Raw genomic sequence first — 18,034 nt, 5'->3', positions numbered from 1 at the left:
CGTCGTCAACATCCCTGGTAGAGGCTTCGGCCGAGGCCGGCAGCCGTGTGCTGGATCGCGGCGGTCAGGGGCAGCGGGCCGTCGGGGAGGCAGCCGTCGTGGCCGGTCTCGCTCAGCACCTTGGCGGCGAGGCCGCGGGCGGTGTCGGCGTCGATCGGGCGGCCGGCCTCCGCCGCGACCGTCCGGAAGAAGTCGTGGAGGTCCTCGATGCCGATCGGGCCCAGCTGTTCCCTGGCCGTGTACCCCGCGACGTCCGGCGGCAGCCAGCCGTCGTAGGCGAGCAGGACGATCCGCAGCCGGTCCGCCATCTCCTCCTCGACCACCGCCTGCACCAGCCGGACGACCGCGCGCAGGGCGGGTTCGGTGAAGCGGACGGACTCCGAGTCGTCGAAGACGAGCCAGTGCCGGGGCTGCGCCGGGACGAACCGCCGCTCCTCCCGCATCCGGCCCCTGAGTTGGCTGACCAGCCGGTCCGCCTGCTGGTCCTCGGAGGAGTGGTGGTCGATCTCCACGCTCCACTCGCGGAACTCGTCGTTGAGGAACCCGGTGAGTTCGGCCACCCGGACCGGCTCGGTGTACTCGCTCATCCGGATCCGGCACGGGTGGATCCCCTGGCTCGCGAGCACGTGGTGGATGAGGAACCAGGTGAAGGTCCGTCCGGTGCGCGGACCGCCTTCGACGGTGAGCACGCGGTGGCCGCGGTCGAGGACCATCTCCCGAAGCCGGGAGCGGAGGGACTTCCGGTCGAAGAAGGCGCGCTGCCGGTCGTTGATCAGCCCGTGGCCGAACGGGTCGGTGGCCTGTTCGGCGGGTTGCAACGTGCGCTGCTCGGCGAGCAGGTACGCGAACACCGGTGTGGCGGCACGGGAGTTCGGGTCCTCAGCGACGACCTCGACGAGCCTGCGCAGCCGTCCGGTCGCCGCGGCCTTCTCGACGATGTCCGGCCAGACGTCGAGCATCGCCCCCTGCCAGGCGATCTCGGCCTCGGCGATGCCGGCGCGGGCGACGATCTGCCGGGCCGGCTGCGGGAGGCCGTAGGTGTACATGAGGGCCCTGAGCAGCTCCGCGGCTCTGGGGTCCTCGTTCGGGAACGCGCGCAGGTCCAGCAGTGCCACCGGCTCACCTCACCCCGGCGGCGGCCAGGCCCTCGGCCACCCGCTCGATCCGGAGTCCCTCGTTGCGGAACTCCGAGGCGCTGAGCCGGTCCCCGATCCGGACGTGGCGCCGGTGCAGGGCGACCAGCCGCCAGCGCTCGTCGAAGACGGGGGAGCCGGAGGAGCCGTACTCGGTGTCCGTCCAGTACTGCACGACCTGCTCGTCCACGTGCCGGACGACGTTGTGCCGGGCGGCGAGCTTCTTCACCAGTCCGTGCGGGTGCTGGATGATGCAGACCCGGTCGTCCTCGGCGACGGTGGCCCGGTCGGGGATCGGCACCACCAGGGCGTCCTCGGGCAGGGGCTCGGCGGCGCGGATCACGGCCCAGTCGTCCTCGGGCCGGCCGACGGCGGTGGCGGGGTCGCAGCGGACGGTGCGGTAGCGGAGCTCCCGTCCGTCGAGGTCCCGCTCGTAGCCGAACCAGGCCTCGACCGCCTCGGCGGGCCGGCCCCCGGAGTACAGGACGTGGTGGTTGGTCAGCAGGAGGTCGGGCCCGATCCGGAAGGCGGTGCCGTAACAGGCCCGGCCGTCGGCGTGGGTGACCAGCAGGCGGCAGACGGCGGTGGCGAGTTCGGCGCCGCGGCGCAGGAAGGCGACGTCCTGGAACCCGGAGGCGCGGAAGATCTGGCGTTCCTGCCCGTCCGGGTCCCGGAAGGCGGCCCAGGTGCCCGCCGGGAGCTCCGGTTCGGGGGCGGGGAGCACGGGCTGGGCGGCGAGCAGTTCGCGGACGCGGGCGGCGAGGGCCCGGTCGGGGCCCGCGGCGATCCGGTCGAGCAGCGGGCGGAGCTTCTCCTGTTTCCGGGCGACGGTGATGAGGTCGAACCAGACCAGGGACATCGGCTGGTCCCAGTTGACCTCGGCCGGGGGGATGCCCGTCTGCTGGGCCAGCTCCACCACCGGGTTGACCCGGAAGTGGACGGAGGCGAGCAGGTCGCGGAGTTCGACGGCACCGGGGTCGGTCCACCGGAAGGGGTAGCTGTCCAGGAAGTGGGTCGTTCGCGGTGCGGGGGTCGTCGTCGCCATGCCCTGTGTGCTCGCTCGTCGGAGAGGGGGGAGGGGTGCTGTCGGGAGGCCGCTGGTGGGCGGTTTACGGCTGGAACGCCCAGTACGCGCCGTCCTGGTGCGGGATCCGGGCCAGCCCGTAGCGCTGGGACGGCCGGTGGCCGTGGCGCAGCAGCCCGTACAGGTCGGAGAGGACGGAGCGGTGGTCGCCCGGGTAGGAGTGGCCCATGAGGCCGGTGTCGAGGCCGGAGACGTCGACGGTGTCCAGGCCGGGCGCGACCACCACGGCCGGTCCGGCCTGGCCCGCCCGGGGGTGTTCGGCGAGGAGGCGGGAGGCGGCGAGCGCGCGGTCGTTGGCGGAGACGTAGAGGGTGCAGCCGCGCGCCTGGCGGACGATCCGGGGCACGAGCTGGCGGAACACCTCGGCGTCGACGTCGGGCGCGGTGAAGACGACCTGCCCGAGCCGGCCCGCGCCCTCGGGGAGCGCGGTGGTGTCCAGGTCGGCCAGCGCGTCGAGGACCACCCGGTTGCCCATGCTGTGGGCGACGAGGTGCAGTTCGTCGACGCCGGTGTCCGTCAGCACGTGCCGCAGGAACTCCTGGAAGTACGGGACGGCCCGGCGGGCGGCGTTGCCGTCGGCCGCGTAGTCGGTGACGGAGGCCTTGGACGGCCAGCTGTACAGCATGGGGAGGCCGGTGAAGTTCAGGTCGTAGGCGATCTGGGCGGCGCGGACGGCGGCGTCGGCGAAGGAGACGTTGTAGCCGTGCACGAACACCAGTGCCGATCGGGGGGTTTCGCCGTCCCCGGGGAGGTGGTGGCCCCGGGCCCGCTCGGCGAACCCGGCGGCGGTGAGCGGGCTGACGTCGCCGAGCCGGGTGTCCCGGGCCGGGTCGGTGCGGAACCGCAGCCGCCACCAGCGGGGCTTCTCGACGGCGCCGATGCGGTGGTCGTCGGGGACGTTCACCAGGGCCTGCCCGTACGACAGTTGGCCGCGGTCGCCGCCGTAGGCCGCGCTGGTGCCGCCCCCGGGGGCCGGCGCGCGGTCGGTGGCGTAGAGGACGGGGACGAGCAGCGAGCGCAGCGCCGTGCCCCAGGAGGGCGGGGGAGCGTCCGGGCCGAAGCGCTCCTGGCCGTCGACCAGGGCGTCGAACTCGGCGACGAGGAGGTCGCCCAGCGGCGGGTACGCCTCGAAGGCGGCCGCCACCGCCTGGGCGGCCTCCTCGACGGGATCGACCCCGGCTGACGGCGTACGGTCGCGCGCGGCCTCCAGGGCGCGCAGCGCCACCAGGACCTCCGCCTCCAGGCGCTCGCGCTCGGCTTCGGACAGGCTGTCGGGCACCTTCGGCCAGACCCGGGCGACGGCCGGCTCCAGCACCTCCCACATGTCCACCATCGTCCCCCAGTCGGCTCGTTCACGACGGACCCGGTCAGGCGTGACAACGGGTGTCGAACCGGGTCGGTCGCATCATAGGTCCTGGACGGCCGCGCGCGGGCGGTTCGCGCAGGTCCGGTGCCGGACCGGGCCACTGTCACGAACACGTACCGGGACGGATCTGAGGAAGTATCAGAAATCGCAGCGCACCTGACGCTTGACAGGGCCGCGTGCTAGCTTCCGATCGTGTCCCCATCAACTCCGCTCCCGCTGGCCTTCGACACCGTCGGCCTCGAACCGCTCGACGAAGGCCGGTGGTTCGTCCCGGACACCTGGAACGACGTGGTGGTGCTGAGCGTGCGCGAGGCGCTGCCGCCCGCCCCCGTCTGGCTGGACGGGATCGAGGCGCTGCGGGTGACCCTGGCGCGCGGCCACGCCGCGGCCGGCGGATCGCTGCTGGAGGCGGCCGCGGTGTCGCTGGACGGTGTTCCGGCGCTCTACACCCTGGTGTCCGAACGGCTGCCCCACTCCAGCACCGGCTTCCGGTTCCGGGGCTCGTTCCTGCTCGCCAGGGCGACCGCCACCGCCGTGCTGACCGGCCAGTTCCAGGAGTGGGGCACGACCGGCATGCGCGAGTCCCTGGTGCGGCTCAAGCTCGACCCCGGGGGGAGGGACAGCGGCGGCCACCCGTACGACCCGGAGCTGCCGTACGAGCGCAGCCACGACGCCGACTGGGACCCGATGTTCCCGAGGCACGCCCTCTCGCTGGCCCGGGCCTGGGCCCGGACGGTGTGCCGGACCGCCGTGGTGGCGCCGGGGTTCGCCGCGCTGCCGCCCTACCGGGCCGCCTGAGGTGCCCGGACCGGCCGTCGAGGTGCCGGCGCCCTGGTCGGTCGGCGAGGTGGTCGCCGACCAGTACCGGGTGCTGCGGGTGCACACCGAGGGCGGCATGGGCGTGGTCTACCGGGTGCGGCACCTGGAGTGGGGCGTCGACCTGGCGGTGAAGTGCCCGCGCCCCGAACTGTTCGGCACGCCGGAGCAGCAGGAGCGGTTCGTCCGCGAGGCCGAGACCTGGGTGTCGCTCGGCCTGCACCCGCACGTCTGCGGCTGCCACTACGTCCGCGTCCTGGACGGGCTGCCCCGGGTCTTCGCCGAGTACCTGCCGGGTGGCAGCCTGCGGGAGTGGATCGACGACCGGCGGATCTACGCGGGCGGCCCCGCCGAGTCGACGGCCCGCATCCTGCGCCTGGCGGTGGAGACCGCCTGGGGGCTGCGGCACGCGCACGAACGCGGCCTGGTGCACCAGGACGTCAAGCCCGCCAACGTCCTGCTGGACCTGGACGGCACCGCCAAGGTCACCGACTTCGGGCTGGCCCAGGCGCGCGCCACGGGCGGCGGCGGGCGGGTGTCCGGCGGCGGGATGACCATGGCGTACGCCTCGCCCGAGCAGGCCAGGCGCGAGCCGCTGGACCACCGCACCGACCTCTACAGCTTCGCGGTGTCGGTGGTGGAGATGTTCACCGGCGAGGTGACCTGGCTGATGGGCCCGGTGGTCGGCGAGGCGTTGGCCTCCTACCGGTCGGGCGCCGGTCGGGGGCCCGGGTCGTACGGCCCGACCGGGCGTCCGGGAGCGGACGGCCCACCGCCGCTACCGGAGCCGGTCGCCGAGCTGCTGGCCCGCTGCCTGCGCGAGCGGCCCGCCGACCGGCCCGCCTCGATGGCCGAGGTGGCCGACGAACTCGCCGACATCCACCTTCGGTTGACGGGCCGGGCGATCGACGGCGGCCGGCCGCGCGAGGCCGAGCTGCGCGCCGACGAGCTCAACAACCGGGCCGTCTCGATGCTGGACCTGGGCCGCGCACCGGAGGCCGAAGCGGCCTTCGACGCGGCCCTGGCCGCCGACCCGCGCCACCCGGAGGCCACCTACAACTCCGGCCTGATGCGCTGGCGGCAGGGCGGCCTCACCGACGAGGACCTGATCGCCGCCCTGGACGCGACCAGGGCGGGCGACGGCGACGCCGCGCGGGTGGGGCCGCTGATCGACGCGGTGCAGCGCGAACGCGGTGCGGCCGGTCCCGGCCCCGGCGCCGAGCCGACCAGCTGGACCGTGCCCTGGTACGTGTACGAGCGCTGGACGGATTCGCCCTGGGATGGTGCCCGGACCCGGCGGTCGGCACCCGACATCGAGATCCGGCCCACCCCCGACGGGCGCCTGGCGCTCACGGCCTGCGACGGCGCCGTGAAGCTCTGGGAGGTGGCCACCGGCCGGTGCCTGCGGGAGCTGGACGAGCTTCGGCACTCGGTGGACCTCGACGCCGCCGGGCGGTGGGCGGTGGGCGTCGGCTCCGACGGCCTGGTCCGGCTCTTCGACCTCGGCGACGGCCGCTGCCTGCGGGTCTTCACCCCGTACTACCGGTCCGGCAGCACCACCGTCCGCCCGCTGCGGCTGCTCGCCGAGGCGGGCCTGGTGGTCGGGGGCACCAGCGACGGTACGGTCCTGGGCTGGGAGCTGACGACCGGCCGGGCCCGCTTCATCCTGGACGGCTTCTCGGGCGGCACCGTCGAGGCGACGGCAGACGGCCGGCTGCTGGTCTTCGACGGCCCCGAGGGAGTGCTCTCGGTCCGTGATCCGGGCGGCGCCCCGGAACGGACCCCGCTGCTGGAACGCCGCTACACGCACGAACCGTTCTGCCTCAGCCGGGACGGCCGCACGGTGGCCGCCGCCGTCGGCGACCGGGTCCGGGTGCACGGCCCGGGTCTCGACGCGGAGATCGGCGCCGGACACGGCGCCGGGCACCGCCTCGCCCTGAGCCCCGACGGACGGTTGCTGGCCGGCGGGGGCCTGGATGGGGCGGTCCGCCTCTGGGAGCCGGGCACCGGCCGGTGCCTGCGCACCTTCCGCGGACACCGGGGCCGCGTCGACGCCGTGGTGTTCCTGGACGACGGCAGGCACCTGCTCTCCGCCGGGCGGGACGGCACCGCCCGGCGCTGGCCGCTGCCCGAGCCCCGCCCGGCCGCGGCCCGGCTCAGCCGCCCCCGTCGGCACGCCGAACTGGACGACCTGAGCAGCCGGCTGGCCGCGCTGGTCGAGCGGGCCGGGCGCGAGCACGCGGCCGGCCGGTGCGCCGCCGCCCTCGACCTGCTCACCCGCGCCCGGGCCCTTCCCGGTCACGAGCGCGATCCCCGGGTGCTCACCGCCTGGCAGGAGCTGGCCCGCGACCGGCGGGTGGTCCGGACCGGACTGCGGGCGGCCTGGCCGGCCCGGGTGCTGTACGACGGCGCCTGGGGCGCGCCCGCCCTGGCACCGGACGGCCGGATAGCGGCGGTCCGGGTGTCCGGGGACATTCAGGTGGCCGATTCCGGGGGCATCCAGTTGGTCGATGTGGGGACCGGCGAGCGCGGGCCGCTGATCGAGGGCCTGTCGAGGGTGCACGGGAAGCTCGGATTCACCGGTGACGGTCAGACGGTGCTGTTCGCGGCCGGCGACGGGACCCTGGGCTCCTGGTCCGCGGCGACCGGTGCCCGCCTCACCTCGGCCCGGCTCGCCCTGGGCGCGGGGACCGCCTGGTTCAGCGCGGACGGGCGGCTCGTCCTGGCCCGCGGCGCCGACGACGGGATCCGGCTGTTCGAGACGGCCACCGGCGCCTGTCGCCAGACCCTGAAGGGCGACCACGGTCGGGGGCCCGACCTCTGGGGGCCCGCGCTCTGGCTCTCCCCCCACGGGAGCACCGCCGTCACCGCGGGCCCGAACCACTCCATCCGGCTCTGGGACGTCCCCGCCGGCCGCCGCCTGCGGGAGTTCCACGGCCACACCGCCGAGGTGACCGAGCTGCTGGTCGACGCCGACCGCGGACTGCTGCTCTCCGGCTGCGGCCAGGATCGCGCGATCCGGGTCTGGGACCTGCGCACCGGGGCCTGCCTGCGGGTCCTCGACGACCAGCCGGGCGGTACCGGGGCGCTCCGACCGAGCCCGGACGGGCGGTTCGTGCTCTCGCTCGGCAAGGATGACCTCGCGCTGCGGGTGTGGGAGCTCGGCACCGGCCGCTGCCTGCGGGTGCTGGCCGGTCGTCCGGCCGGATTCTCCGGGGTCGAGCCGGGCCCGGACGGCGGCTCGGCGGTGTGCGTCCGAAGTGACGGTTCCGTTCAACTCTGGCACTTGGACTGGGAACTGGCGATTCGTCAGGAATCATGACGGAAGCGCCGAGGAGAGAGGAGAGGCCATCGTGTGGTTCGGCCGTAAGCGCAACAAGAAGGCCTCCGCGAAGGCCGGGGGTGACCTGGCGCCGCTGACCCGGGCGATCATGGAGCTGAGCGGCGATCCGGGGCTGGACAGCCGGGACGCCCGGCAGGAGCGGCAGGCACGGTCCGGCGATGCCGACGCCCTGATCCGCCTGGGGGCCCGGCTGCTCGACGAGGGCCGTACCGCCGAGGCCGAGCAGCAGTTCCGCCGCGCCGCCGAGCTCGGCGAACCGCTGGCCATGCACAACCTGTCCGTGGTGCTGGGGAAGGCCGGCCGGGCCGCCGAGGCCGCGTCCTGGCAGCAGCGCGCCGCCGAGCTCGACTGCGCTCCCGCCATGGTCGGCGCGGGCTTCCGCGCCGTCGACGAGAACCGCCTGGCCGACGCCGAGCGGTGGTTCCGCGGAGCGGCGGAACAGGGCGAGGCCCAGGCCGCGTACATCCTGGGCGTGCTGCTGTCCGAGGCGGGCCGCACCGCCGAGGCGGAGAGGTGGCTGCGGGCCGCCGCCGACAAGAAGAACGCGGAGGCGATGTACTCGCTGGCGTACCTGGTGCAGGGGGCCGACCGCGAGCCCGAGGCCGAACTCTGGTACCGGCGGGCCGCCGACGAGGGCCACCCGCAGGCGATGAACAACCTGGGCACCATCCTGCGCCACAGCGACCGGGTGGCCGAGGCGGAGACGTGGTTCCGTCGCTCGGCCGAGGCGGGTGAGCCGATGGGCATGCTCAACCTCGGCGAACTGCTGGAGGCCGGCTCGCCCGAGCGGGCCGCCGAGTGGTACCGGCAGGCCGCCCGACTGGGATCGGCGAAGGCACGGAGTCACCTGGCGCGCATGGCGGTACAGGGCCCGGGGCGGCACGCATGAGCGAGGCCACCGTCGTCCTGCACCAGGTGCGCGGCCCTCGGGCCGGCAGCGAGTACGTCTTCACCGAGCGCACCACCTGCCTGCTCGGCCGGGCCGCCGAGTGCATGCCGCGGCTGCCGGACGACGAGCGCCACCGCACCGTCTCCCGGCACCACTGCCTGCTCGACATCAACCCGCCCGACATCCGGATCCGCGACTTCGGCAGCCTCAACGGGACGTACGTCAACGGGAGGAAGATCGGCCAGCGCGCCCGGCACCAGAGCCCGGAGGAGGGCGCGGCACTCGACCTCCCCGAGCACGACCTGGCCGACGGCGACGAGATCCGGATCGGCGACACCGTCTTCCGGGTCGGCCGGTCCGCCCCCACCCTGCGCCTGCGACCGGCCCGCTGCGCCGCCTGCGGCCGGGACACGGCGGGCGAGGCCGACGGCCGGGACGGCACCTACGTCTGCGCGACCTGCCGGGCCGAGCCCGGCATGGTGCTGCGGCAACTGCTCGCCCTGGCCCGCCAGGGCGGCGGGGCCGTCGCCTCGCTCGCCGACTACGAGCTGTCGACCCAGCTCGGCCGTGGCGGGATGGGCACCGTCCACCTGGCCCGCCACCGGGGGACCGGCCGGGAGGTGGCGCTGAAACTGATGCTGCCCAAGGTGGCGGCGAGCACGCGGGCGCGGGCCCTGTTCCTGCGCGAGGTCGCCGTCACCCGGACCCTGCACCACCCGAACATCGTCACCCTGCACGACGTCGGATTCGCCGGCGGCACCTTCTTCTTCACCCTCGAATACTGCCGTGACGGCAGCGTGGAGGACCTGCTGGGCCGGCGCGGCGGGCGACTGCCGGCGGACGAGGCCGTACCGCTCGCCCTTCAGGCGCTGGCGGGACTGGCCCACGCCCACGCGGCCGGCGTCGTGCACCGCGACCTCAGCCCGGGCAACCTGCTGCTCGACCGCGGGCCGGAGGGCGAACCGCTGGCGAAGGTGGCGGACTTCGGCCTGGCCAAGGCCTTCGACCAGGCGGGCCTGAGCGGCCTGACCCGCACCGGCACCACGGCCGGCAAGCCCTCCTGCATGCCCCGCCAACAGGTCGTCAACTTCCGCTACGCCACCCCGGAGGTCGATGTCTGGGGACTGGCCGCCTGCCTCTACAGGATGCTGACCGGCCGCTACCCCCGCCCCTTCCCGCCCGGCGCCGACCCGTGGCAGGTGGTCCTCCAGACCCCCGCCACCCCGCTGCGCGAGGCGGCCCCGCACCTCCCGCACCGCCTCGCCGAGGTGGTCGACCAGGCCCTCCGCGAGCAGCCGGCGATCGGCTTCCCGGACGCCGCCGCCTTCGCCGCCGCGCTCCGGGAGACGCTCTGAGCGGCGTCACCATCGCCGCCCGAGGAGGCCGCCGGGCGCGGGCTACCGCTCGTAGACCATCTCGGGGAAGCGCGGCGACGGGCCGTCCAGGAGGTGGTCGTCGTGGCCGCGCAGCCAGCGGTCGAAGAACGACGCGACGTACGAGCGGGTGGCCGGCACCGCGCGGTCCGGGGGAACGTCGCCGACGGCGTCGGTCAGGTCCGTTCCGCTGATCGCGCCCTGGCGGGCGAGCTGGGGCAGCAGGGACTGCGCGTCGGTGTAGGAGCCGTGGCGGGAGCCGGTGAGGGTCACGTCGGCGTGCCAGCCGGTGCTGTGCTGCCACAGGGCGTCCCAGCCGGGCTGCCGGTGGTAGCTGCCGGAGGCGGGGTCCTGGGTGCCCATGAGCAGGAAGGGCCGGGTGAGGCCGTCCTCGGCGGCGGTGGGCAGGGGCAGTCGGACTCCGGTACCGTCCGGGCCGGAGAAGTGCAGCTGGCCGTCGAGGTTGACGCCGGCCTTGAGGCGCGGATCGTCGTGCATGGTCTGGAGGGCCGCGGAGCCGCCCCCGGAGTGGCCGACCATGCCGATCCGGTCGAGGTCGAGGGAGGCGGCGAGGCCGGCCGGCAGCCGCTCGTCCTGGCGCAGCCCGGCGAGCCGGTCCAGGACGAAGCGGGTGTCGTCGACCCGGCTCTGCAGCATCCTGCGCAGCAGGGCGCCCACGTCGAGGTCGGGCTGGGCCAGCAGCGCGGGGAAGACGGAGGTGGCGAGGTCCCCGTCGGGGAAGGCGACTTCGGAGGCCTCGTAGGTGTGGTCGACGGTGACGACGACGTAGCCGCGCGAGGCGAGGTCCTCCACCAGGCCGGTGCCCCAGGTGCGCGGGTCGCCGAAGCCCGCCGAGTACAGCACGACGGGCCGCTTGCCGCCGGGGAGGGCGGGCGCGTCGGCGCGGGCGTGGGTGCGGATGCCCGCCCAGTCGGTGCGGCCGGCCTCGAAGCGGTAGTCGCTCTGGCCGACGCTCCCGGCGCTGCCGAAGTGCTCGGCGGCGGCGGGGACCATGTACGGCGCGCGGTCGTCGTCGGTGGCGGCCCGGGTGGTCGGGTACCAGAGGCTGATCATCAGCTTGCGGTGCTGCCCGGGCTTCCAGGGGTCGTCCCGGCGGTCGTCCGTGAGCCGCAGGGACGTCGTGCCGATCGGGTACGGCCCGGTGGGCCGCGGCAGCGACGCCCTGGCCTGCTGCCCGGTGCCCGGCCCCGGCGCCGCCACCGCGCCCGGTGCGCCGACCACGCCCGACGTCACCGTCGCCGCCAGCAGCACCGCCGCCACGGCCCGTCCTCGCCCGCTCATCGCCGTTCCTCCTCGTTCGGTTTCCGTCGTCGCTTCCGACACGGGCGACGGTACGGGCGAGGAGGGGCGGAAACCGTCATACAGGGGTGCCAAGTCCCCAGTGGTACCCCGGTATGACGGCGCTCGGCGCGTCAGGTGCTTCCTCGGTTCCCGCCGTTCCGCCGGCTGCCGGGGGCCTCCGGTGGGGTGGTCGCAGTGAGGGGGAGGCGGACGGTGAACACCGAGCCGGTGCCGGGGGTGCTGGCCGCGTGGACGGCGCCGCCGTGGAGCTCGGCGAGTTTGCGGACGATGGCGAGGCCGAGGCCGCTGCCGCCGCTCTGGCGGTTGCGGGACTTCTCGGCCCGCCAGAACCGCTCGAAGACCAGGGGCAGGTCCGCCGCGGCGATGCCGTTGCCGGTGTCGGCGACCTCGATGAGCAGGGCGTGGGCCGCCGGACGGGTCCGCAGGGTGACCGTGCCGCCCGCCGGGGTGTGGCGGACCGCGTTGGCCACCAGGTTGCCCACCATCTGGCGCAGGCGCACCGGGTCGGCGGACAGCTCGCACCCGGCCGCGGCCTCGTCCGCGTCGACGACCAGGGTCACGCCCGACGCCTGCGCCAGGGCGCCGTGCGCGGTGGCGGCCTGGGCCAGCAGGTCCTCGGCGTCCACGGGCTCGCGGTGCAGGGCGAGTTCGCCGGCGTCGGCGGCGGCGAGGTCCCGCAGGTCGTCGATCAGGTGCTGGAGCAGCAGGGCCTCCTCCAGCAGCGAACCCGTCAGGGCGCCGTCGGCGGTGACGACGCCGTCCTCGACGGCCTCCAGCCAGCCGCGGATGTTGCTCAGCGGGGTCCGCAGCTCGTGCGCGATGTCGCCGACCATCGCCCGGCGCAGCTCCTCCAGCTGTTCGCGGCGCTCCGCCATGGCGTTGAAGGCGGCGGCGAGCCCGGCGATCTCGTCCCGGCCGGTCGTGGTCACCCGGGCGGAGAGGTCCCCGTCGGCCATCCGCCGGGCGGCGCGGGTGAGGGCGTTCAGCGGTCGGGAGAGCCGCAGTCCGACCGCCGTGGTGATCGCCACGGTGACCGCCAGCACCAGCGCGGCGACCTCGGCGACCCGCCCGCGGTGGGGTGCCGACAGGACGGGGGCCGGCTCCGCCGTCCCGCCGGGCGCACCGACGAACAGCAGCACGGGCGGTGCCACGTACCGGACGAGCTGCTGGCGACGGGAGTTGGCGAGGCAGGCGGAGACCACCTGGTCCTGCTCCCGGTCGCGGGACGGGGCCCACCGCAGCGACAGGGACAGCTGGACGGGCCGGATCCGCTGGCGCTCCAGGCAGGCGTTGACCAGCCCGGTGAGGTCGGCGAGAGCGGCGCTCTCGGTTCCGGTCGGGGCGTCCAGCACCTGCGGCGACGCGCAGCGCGCACCGGGGGCCTGGCCGCCGGGGACGTTCACCACGGGGTGTCCGGCGGCGTCGTCGGTGACGGTCGCCTCGACGCCCAGGGCCGACCGCAGGCAGTCGGCCCGGTTCCGTGCGGCCTCCTCCATGGCGGCGCGTTCGGCGGCCGTCATCCGGAACGGGCCCACGGCGCGGGCGTCGATCCGGTCGGCGGGGGCGTCGGGCAGCATGGCGAGGTCGACCGAGAGCGGGTCGACGGTGCTGGTGGGCGTACGGGGCAGGGCTGTTCGGCCGGCGGCGGTGTCCGGGGCGGTGGCCGAGGGGGCCGCGGCGGTGTCCGGGGCGGTGGCCGAGGGGGCCGCGGCGGGGGTGGCGGTAGCCGAGTCGATGACCGGCTCGAAGCGCGGCGTGGCGAGCAGGATGCGTTGCCCGGTGTCGGCGGCGAGCCTCCGTACGGTCGGCTCCGCGCCGGTCCAGTCGGGGTGGGTCGCCGCGTAGCCGAGCAGTTCGTGGTAGATCCGGACCTGGTCCGCGAGGACCTGGTGCTGCTCCTGCCGGATCGCGCCGGTCGTGGTGCGGGCCGTCAGCCAGGCCGTCGCGGCGATGGAGCAGAGCGAGACCAGGGCGGAGAGGGCGAGCAGCCGGAGCAGCAGCGTCCGGCGGGGAGGGGCGTCACGACGCACCGTGCGGCTCCTCGGCGAGCTTGTAGCCGATGCCGTAGACCGTCAGGAGGCGGGTGGGGCGCCGTGGTTGGGGTTCGATCTTGCGGCGCAGGTTCATCACGTGGGTGTCGACGGTCCGGGTGGTGATGTACCGGTCGATGCCGTGCAGGTGCTCCAGCAGCTGGGCACGGGTGAAGACCCGGCCGGGCTGGGCGGCCAGCACCTCCAGCAGCCGGAACTCGCCGGGGGTGCAGCTGACGGGCCGTCCGTCGGCGGTGATCTCGTGGCGCAGCGGGTCGACGGTGAGGGCTCCGGCGGTCAGCACGGCCGGCGGCGGTGGGGTCGGCGTTGTCGTTGTAGGGGACGCGTCCTGGGGTAGCGGCCGGGAGCCGCGGCGCAGCAGGGCGCGGACCCGGGCGACGAGTTCCCGGGGGCTGTAGGGCTTGGTGAGGTAGTCGTCGGCGCCGAGGTCGAGGCCGAGCAGCAGGTCCTCCTCGGCGGTGCGGGCGGTCAGCATCAGCACCGGGACGGCGGATTCGACGCGCAGGGCGCGGCAGACGTCGAGCCCGTCCATGACGGGCATCATCACGTCGAGCACCAGGAGCTGGGTCGGGCCGCGGCGGGCCTCCTCCAGCGCGGCGCGGCCGTCGTGGACGACGATGACGCGATGACCCTCCCGCTCCAGGTACAGCCGGACCAGGTCGGCCTGCTTGGGATCGTCCTCGGCAACCACGACGTGTGCGCACATGAGCATGATCGTAAAGCGCCGTCAGAAGGCGCCCCCACCGGTTCGGGACGGCCTCCCGACAAGTTCCTGAGATCTCCGGACCAGGGTGGGGGGAGTCCGCCGGGGCAGGTGCCCCGGACCCTCCGCGAAAGGCGCCCGCCTGATGCCCTCCTCCCGTCCGGTGTCCCTCACCGCCCGTGCCCTCGGGGCGGCCCTGCTGCTCTCCACCGTCCCCGCCGTCGCGGCGACGGCCGCCACCCAGGGGCCGGCCCCCGCCGCGGCCACGGCCGGGGCCCCCGTCGCGCCCACCGTCACGGCGGCGGAGGTGATGCCGCACCTCCAGGCCCTGCAACGGATCGCGGACCACAACGGCGGCAACCGCGCGCACGGCACCCGGGGGTACGCGGAGTCGGTGGCGTACGTGAAGCGGGCGCTGGACCGGGCCGGCTTCCGGACGCAGCTGCGCCGCTTCTCCCACGACGGCAAGGACGGCTACAACCTGATCGCCGACTGGCCGGGCGGCGACCCGAACCACGTGCTGCTCTCCGGCGCCCACCTGGACAGCGTCCCGATGGGCCCGGGGATCAACGACAACGGCTCCGGCTCGGCGGCCGTCCTGACCACCGCCCTCCAGGTCGCCAAGGCCGGGCTGAAGCCCGAGCGGCACCTGCGCTTCGCCTGGTGGGGAGCCGAGGAGGCGGGGCTGGTCGGCTCGGCGGACTACGTCAAGAACCTGTCCGCCGACGACCGCAAGGCCATCGACCTGTACCTCAACCTCGACCAGGCGGGCAGCAGGAACCTCCAGCAGTACCTCGTGGTGAAGGACGAGAAGAACGGTGGGACCGCGGCCTTCAACGCCTTCGAGAACTGGTTCAGCAGCCGGGGCCTCGCCACCTTCGACATCCCGCTGGACAGCTCCGACACCGAGTCGTTCGGGAACGCCGGCATCCCGACGTCCGGCTTCAGCAGCGGCGTCTCGGACTGCCTCCACAGCGCGTGCGACAACCTCGCCAACGTCGACCCCGCGACGCAGGCGACCAGCACCAACGCCCTGATCGGCGTGGTGTGGCAGTTCGCCACCGCCTCCACCCCCGCCACCGGCTCCGCCCCCGCCCCCGCCCGGTCCTGACCACCCGTCGCCTCCAGGAGCCACAGATGCGCGCACCACTGAGCCGCCACCGCCGCAAGGCCACCGCCCTGGTCGCGGCCGCCACCGCCCTCGGCGTCGCCCTGACCGCCGCCCCCGCGGGAGCGGTCGGCATCGGGGACCCGTACTACCCCGAGGACGGCAACACCGGCTACGACGTGGCGAACTACGACGTCCGGATCGCCTACGACCCGGCGCACCCCGACCGGTTGAACGGCGACACCACCGTCACCGCCCGGGCCCTGCGCTCCCTGGACCGCCTCTCCCTGGACCTGAAGGGCTTCCAGGTCGCCTCGGTCACCGTGAACGGCGCTCCCGCCAGGTCGTTCTCCCGCTCCGGCGCGCACAAGCTGGACATCGAGCCCGCCCGCCGGGTGGCCGGCGGCGCCACCTTCGCCGTGCGGGTCGTGTACGCGGGCAAGCCCGACCCCGAGGGCTGGCACCAGCTGGTGTCCGGCGGCGTCAACGCGATGGGCGAGCCGCACGTGGCGACCTCCTGGTTCCCGTCCAACGACCACCCGTCCGACAAGGCCACCTTCTCGCTCACCGCGACCGTCCCCGACGGCTGGACGGCCATCGGCAACGGCCTGCCCGGCCCGACCACCAGCAAGGACGGCTGGACGACCTTCCGCTGGCGCGAGGACAAGCCGATGGCGACCTACCTCGGCACCGTCGCCATCGACAGGTTCACCGTCCACCGCGCGGAACTTCCCGACGGCACGCCCGTCATCACCGCCTACGGCCCGGACGTGCCGATCGACGACATGGCCAAGGCGACCGAGGCCCAGCAGCCGGAGATCATCGCCTTCCTGGCCTCCAAGTTCGGCCCGTACCCGTTCTCCTCCGCGGGCGCCATCGTCCGCAGCTGGCCCAAGGACCCGAACACCGGCGCGGCCGACCTGGAGACCCAGGGCCGGCCCACCTACACCAACTACCTCTGGGACGCCGCGGCGGTCCACGAGATCTCCCACCAGTGGTTCGGCGACAGCGTCTCGTTCACCGACTGGCGCGACGGCTGCATCGCCGAGTGCGTCGCCCAGTACGCCAACCAGCTGTGGGAGGAGCGCGGGGGCATGAACCTCGACACCACCTTCTACGCCGCCGGGGTCGAGGCGAACAGGAACACGCCGGAGTTCTGGTCCACCAAGCTGTACGACCCCGGGCAGGGCAAGGAGCTCGCCCAGGCCCTCTACTTCAAGGGCTCCCTGATGATGCACGCCCTGCGGCGCACCGTCGGGGACGACGCGTTCTTCGGCACCCTCAAGCGCTGGACCGCCGACCACGCCTACGGCAACGCCTCCTTCCCCCAGTTCGAGGCCCTCGCGGCGAAGGTCTCCGGCAAGGACCTCAAGGGCTTCTTCGACGCCTGGGCCCACAGCACGACGATCCCCCCGAAGCAGTACCTCTACCCGGGCACCCTGACCCCGCCGGCCGGCAGTTAGCAGCCGAGGGGCTGTCCCGTGCGGGGACAGCCCCTCCGGCGTTGTGGGGCGGCCGGGTGCGGCCTGTGCGGCCTGTGCGGCCTGTGCGGCCTGTGCGGGCGAGGTCGAGGGCGGCGCGTCCCAGGACTTGTCCCAGGGAGGCCGAATGACGGCAGGTCAGGAGTGGTGGGCCGTCCCAGCGTCCCAGATCTCCGGTGCTCGTTGAGGGTGGGACGGGCAGGGGCACAGGATGCGGTCCGCCGGGCGTCGCCCGGTTCCGACTTCCGAGGAGTTGTCCCGTTGAGATCCGCATCCTTGCCTCGGCGCGTACTGGCGGTGGCTGTCGCCGCCTGCGCCCTGCTTCTCACACCCGCGACCGTTCAGGCCGCCGACGCCGCGCCCCTGTCGGCGGTCGCCGGCAAGCCGTCGGCGCAGGCCGACCCGGGGTTCCCGACGGCCGCCGAACTCGGTGTCCTGCCCGCCGGTGGCACCGCGTCGGCCGGTAGGTCCGTCGGTCCGCCGGCCGCCCAGGAGCCGCGGACGGCCGGGCCCGGCGAGGCCGGACCGGCCACCAAGGGGTCCGGGCCCGCTGCGCTGAGTTCGTCGGGGCTGGGTTTCAGCGTCTCCTTCGACCTGGTCAACGCCCTCGACAAGGTCCGGGAGCAGGCGCTGATCGACGCGAACCGTGAGGCGTACATCGAGGGGCTGACCAACGCCGCCTGGTACGGCGGCAACCAGCACTACAACGTCATGGTCTGCAACCTGGCCACCCACTGCGGCGACCAGATCCCGTCCTGGTCCGCCCAGTCCTACGGCACCGCCGACTACCACGGCGTGTACTTCGGTGTGTGGGTCTTCCGGGAGGGCCGGTTCGACCACACCGGGGACGGCGGCTACTGGAACTGGCGGATGACGGGCTGGTTCAAGGCGGGCAGCCACCCCGTCGAGTTCTACGACCCGCCGGGTGACCGGATCCAGGTGATGAGCCGGTGCCTGGACATCCCCAACGGCAACGCCAACAACGGTGCCGCGCTCCAGGTGTGGGACTGCCACACCCGCGGCAACCAGTGGTGGTACCCGTACAAGCTCGGCACCACCTCGACCGGGTACTCCGTGTACGCGTTCACCGCGCAGAACAAGTGCGTCGACGTGTGGGGCGCCTCCAAGGACAACGGGGCCCAGGTCGGCATCTACGACTGCAACGGCACCGGTGCGCAGCAGTGGGTCTACTACCAGGGTTCCCTGGTCAACCTGAACAGTTACAAGTGCCTCGATCTGAAGGACTGGGGCAACTACAACGGCGGCAAGCTCCAGCTGTGGGACTGCTCGAACAACGCCAACCAGAAGATCTCCGTCCCGCGTCTTCCCTGACGGGGCTCCGTTGATGAGGCGTCCCTGAGGCG

13 protein-coding genes are annotated in these 18,034 nt (G+C 74.3%); 7 read left to right on the top strand and 6 right to left on the bottom strand.

Annotated elements, in window-relative coordinates; all coding sequences use genetic code 11:
- Positions 1-5: 5 nt before the first annotated feature.
- The 3 genes from ACFU6K_RS03600 to ACFU6K_RS03590 form a co-directional block, all read right to left on the bottom strand.
- Positions 6-1,115 (bottom strand): effector-associated domain EAD1-containing protein, encoded by a 1,110-nt coding sequence (locus tag ACFU6K_RS03600; RefSeq protein WP_380660662.1) that lies wholly within the window; start codon positions 1,113-1,115, stop codon positions 6-8.
- A 4-nt stretch (positions 1,116-1,119) separates the two neighbouring features.
- On the bottom strand, positions 1,120-2,178 hold the full coding sequence (locus ACFU6K_RS03595) for a trypsin-like peptidase domain-containing protein (RefSeq protein WP_380660661.1): 1,059 nt from the start codon (positions 2,176-2,178) through the stop codon (positions 1,120-1,122).
- A 64-nt stretch (positions 2,179-2,242) separates the two neighbouring features.
- Entirely contained in the window at positions 2,243-3,541 is a 1,299-nt protein-coding gene (locus ACFU6K_RS03590) for an alpha/beta hydrolase (protein WP_380660660.1), read from the bottom strand.
- A 234-nt stretch (positions 3,542-3,775) separates the two neighbouring features.
- Between ACFU6K_RS03590 and ACFU6K_RS03585 the strand changes: the two genes are divergently transcribed.
- Genes ACFU6K_RS03585 through ACFU6K_RS03570 form a run of 4 tightly spaced genes read left to right on the top strand, consistent with a single transcriptional unit; the run spans position 3,776 to position 9,986 of the window.
- Positions 3,776-4,381, top strand: a complete 606-nt coding sequence (locus ACFU6K_RS03585; protein ID WP_380660658.1) for a hypothetical protein — start codon at positions 3,776-3,778, stop codon at positions 4,379-4,381.
- A gap of 1 nt (position 4,382) precedes the next feature.
- Positions 4,383-7,721, top strand: coding sequence for a WD40 repeat domain-containing serine/threonine protein kinase (locus ACFU6K_RS03580; RefSeq protein WP_380660657.1), 3,339 nt, complete (start codon positions 4,383-4,385; stop codon positions 7,719-7,721).
- 31 nt (positions 7,722-7,752) lie between these two features.
- On the top strand, positions 7,753-8,631 hold the full coding sequence (locus ACFU6K_RS03575) for a tetratricopeptide repeat protein (protein ID WP_380660656.1): 879 nt from the start codon (positions 7,753-7,755) through the stop codon (positions 8,629-8,631).
- Positions 8,628-9,986 (top strand): protein kinase, encoded by a 1,359-nt coding sequence (locus tag ACFU6K_RS03570; protein WP_380660655.1) that lies wholly within the window; start codon positions 8,628-8,630, stop codon positions 9,984-9,986. Before ACFU6K_RS03575 ends, ACFU6K_RS03570 begins: the two co-directional genes overlap by 4 nt.
- A 42-nt stretch (positions 9,987-10,028) precedes the next feature.
- Here the strand turns inward: ACFU6K_RS03570 and ACFU6K_RS03565 are convergent, their stop codons facing one another.
- The 3 genes from ACFU6K_RS03565 to ACFU6K_RS03555 all read right to left on the bottom strand — a co-directional run bounded on the left by ACFU6K_RS03565 (position 10,029) and on the right by ACFU6K_RS03555 (position 14,084).
- On the bottom strand, positions 10,029-11,306 hold the full coding sequence (locus ACFU6K_RS03565) for an alpha/beta hydrolase family protein (RefSeq protein WP_380660654.1): 1,278 nt from the start codon (positions 11,304-11,306) through the stop codon (positions 10,029-10,031).
- Between the two features lie 131 nt (positions 11,307-11,437).
- Positions 11,438-13,357: a sensor histidine kinase gene (locus ACFU6K_RS03560; RefSeq protein ID WP_380660653.1), complete on the bottom strand. Its 1,920-nt coding sequence runs from the start codon at positions 13,355-13,357 to the stop codon at positions 11,438-11,440.
- On the bottom strand, positions 13,347-14,084 hold the full coding sequence (locus ACFU6K_RS03555) for a response regulator transcription factor (protein WP_380660652.1): 738 nt from the start codon (positions 14,082-14,084) through the stop codon (positions 13,347-13,349). Before ACFU6K_RS03555 ends, ACFU6K_RS03560 begins: the two co-directional genes overlap by 11 nt.
- A 142-nt stretch (positions 14,085-14,226) precedes the next feature.
- Here ACFU6K_RS03555 and ACFU6K_RS03550 point away from each other — a divergent pair, with 142 nt between their 5' ends.
- The 3 genes from ACFU6K_RS03550 (at position 14,227) to ACFU6K_RS03540 (ending at position 18,002) form a co-directional block, all read left to right on the top strand.
- Positions 14,227-15,192 (top strand): M20/M25/M40 family metallo-hydrolase, encoded by a 966-nt coding sequence (locus tag ACFU6K_RS03550; protein ID WP_380660651.1) that lies wholly within the window; start codon positions 14,227-14,229, stop codon positions 15,190-15,192.
- Between the two features lie 26 nt (positions 15,193-15,218).
- Positions 15,219-16,652: a M1 family metallopeptidase gene (locus tag ACFU6K_RS03545; RefSeq protein ID WP_380660650.1), complete on the top strand. Its 1,434-nt coding sequence runs from the start codon at positions 15,219-15,221 to the stop codon at positions 16,650-16,652.
- Between the two features lie 279 nt (positions 16,653-16,931).
- On the top strand, positions 16,932-18,002 hold the full coding sequence (locus tag ACFU6K_RS03540) for an RICIN domain-containing protein (protein WP_380660649.1): 1,071 nt from the start codon (positions 16,932-16,934) through the stop codon (positions 18,000-18,002).
- The last annotated feature ends 32 nt before the right edge of the window (positions 18,003-18,034 follow it).

It is taken from the genome of Kitasatospora sp. NPDC057512, assembly GCF_042802135.1.
GTDB lineage: Bacteria > Actinomycetota > Actinomycetes > Streptomycetales > Streptomycetaceae > Kitasatospora.
This window is presented reverse-complemented; position numbering and strand designations above follow the sequence as displayed.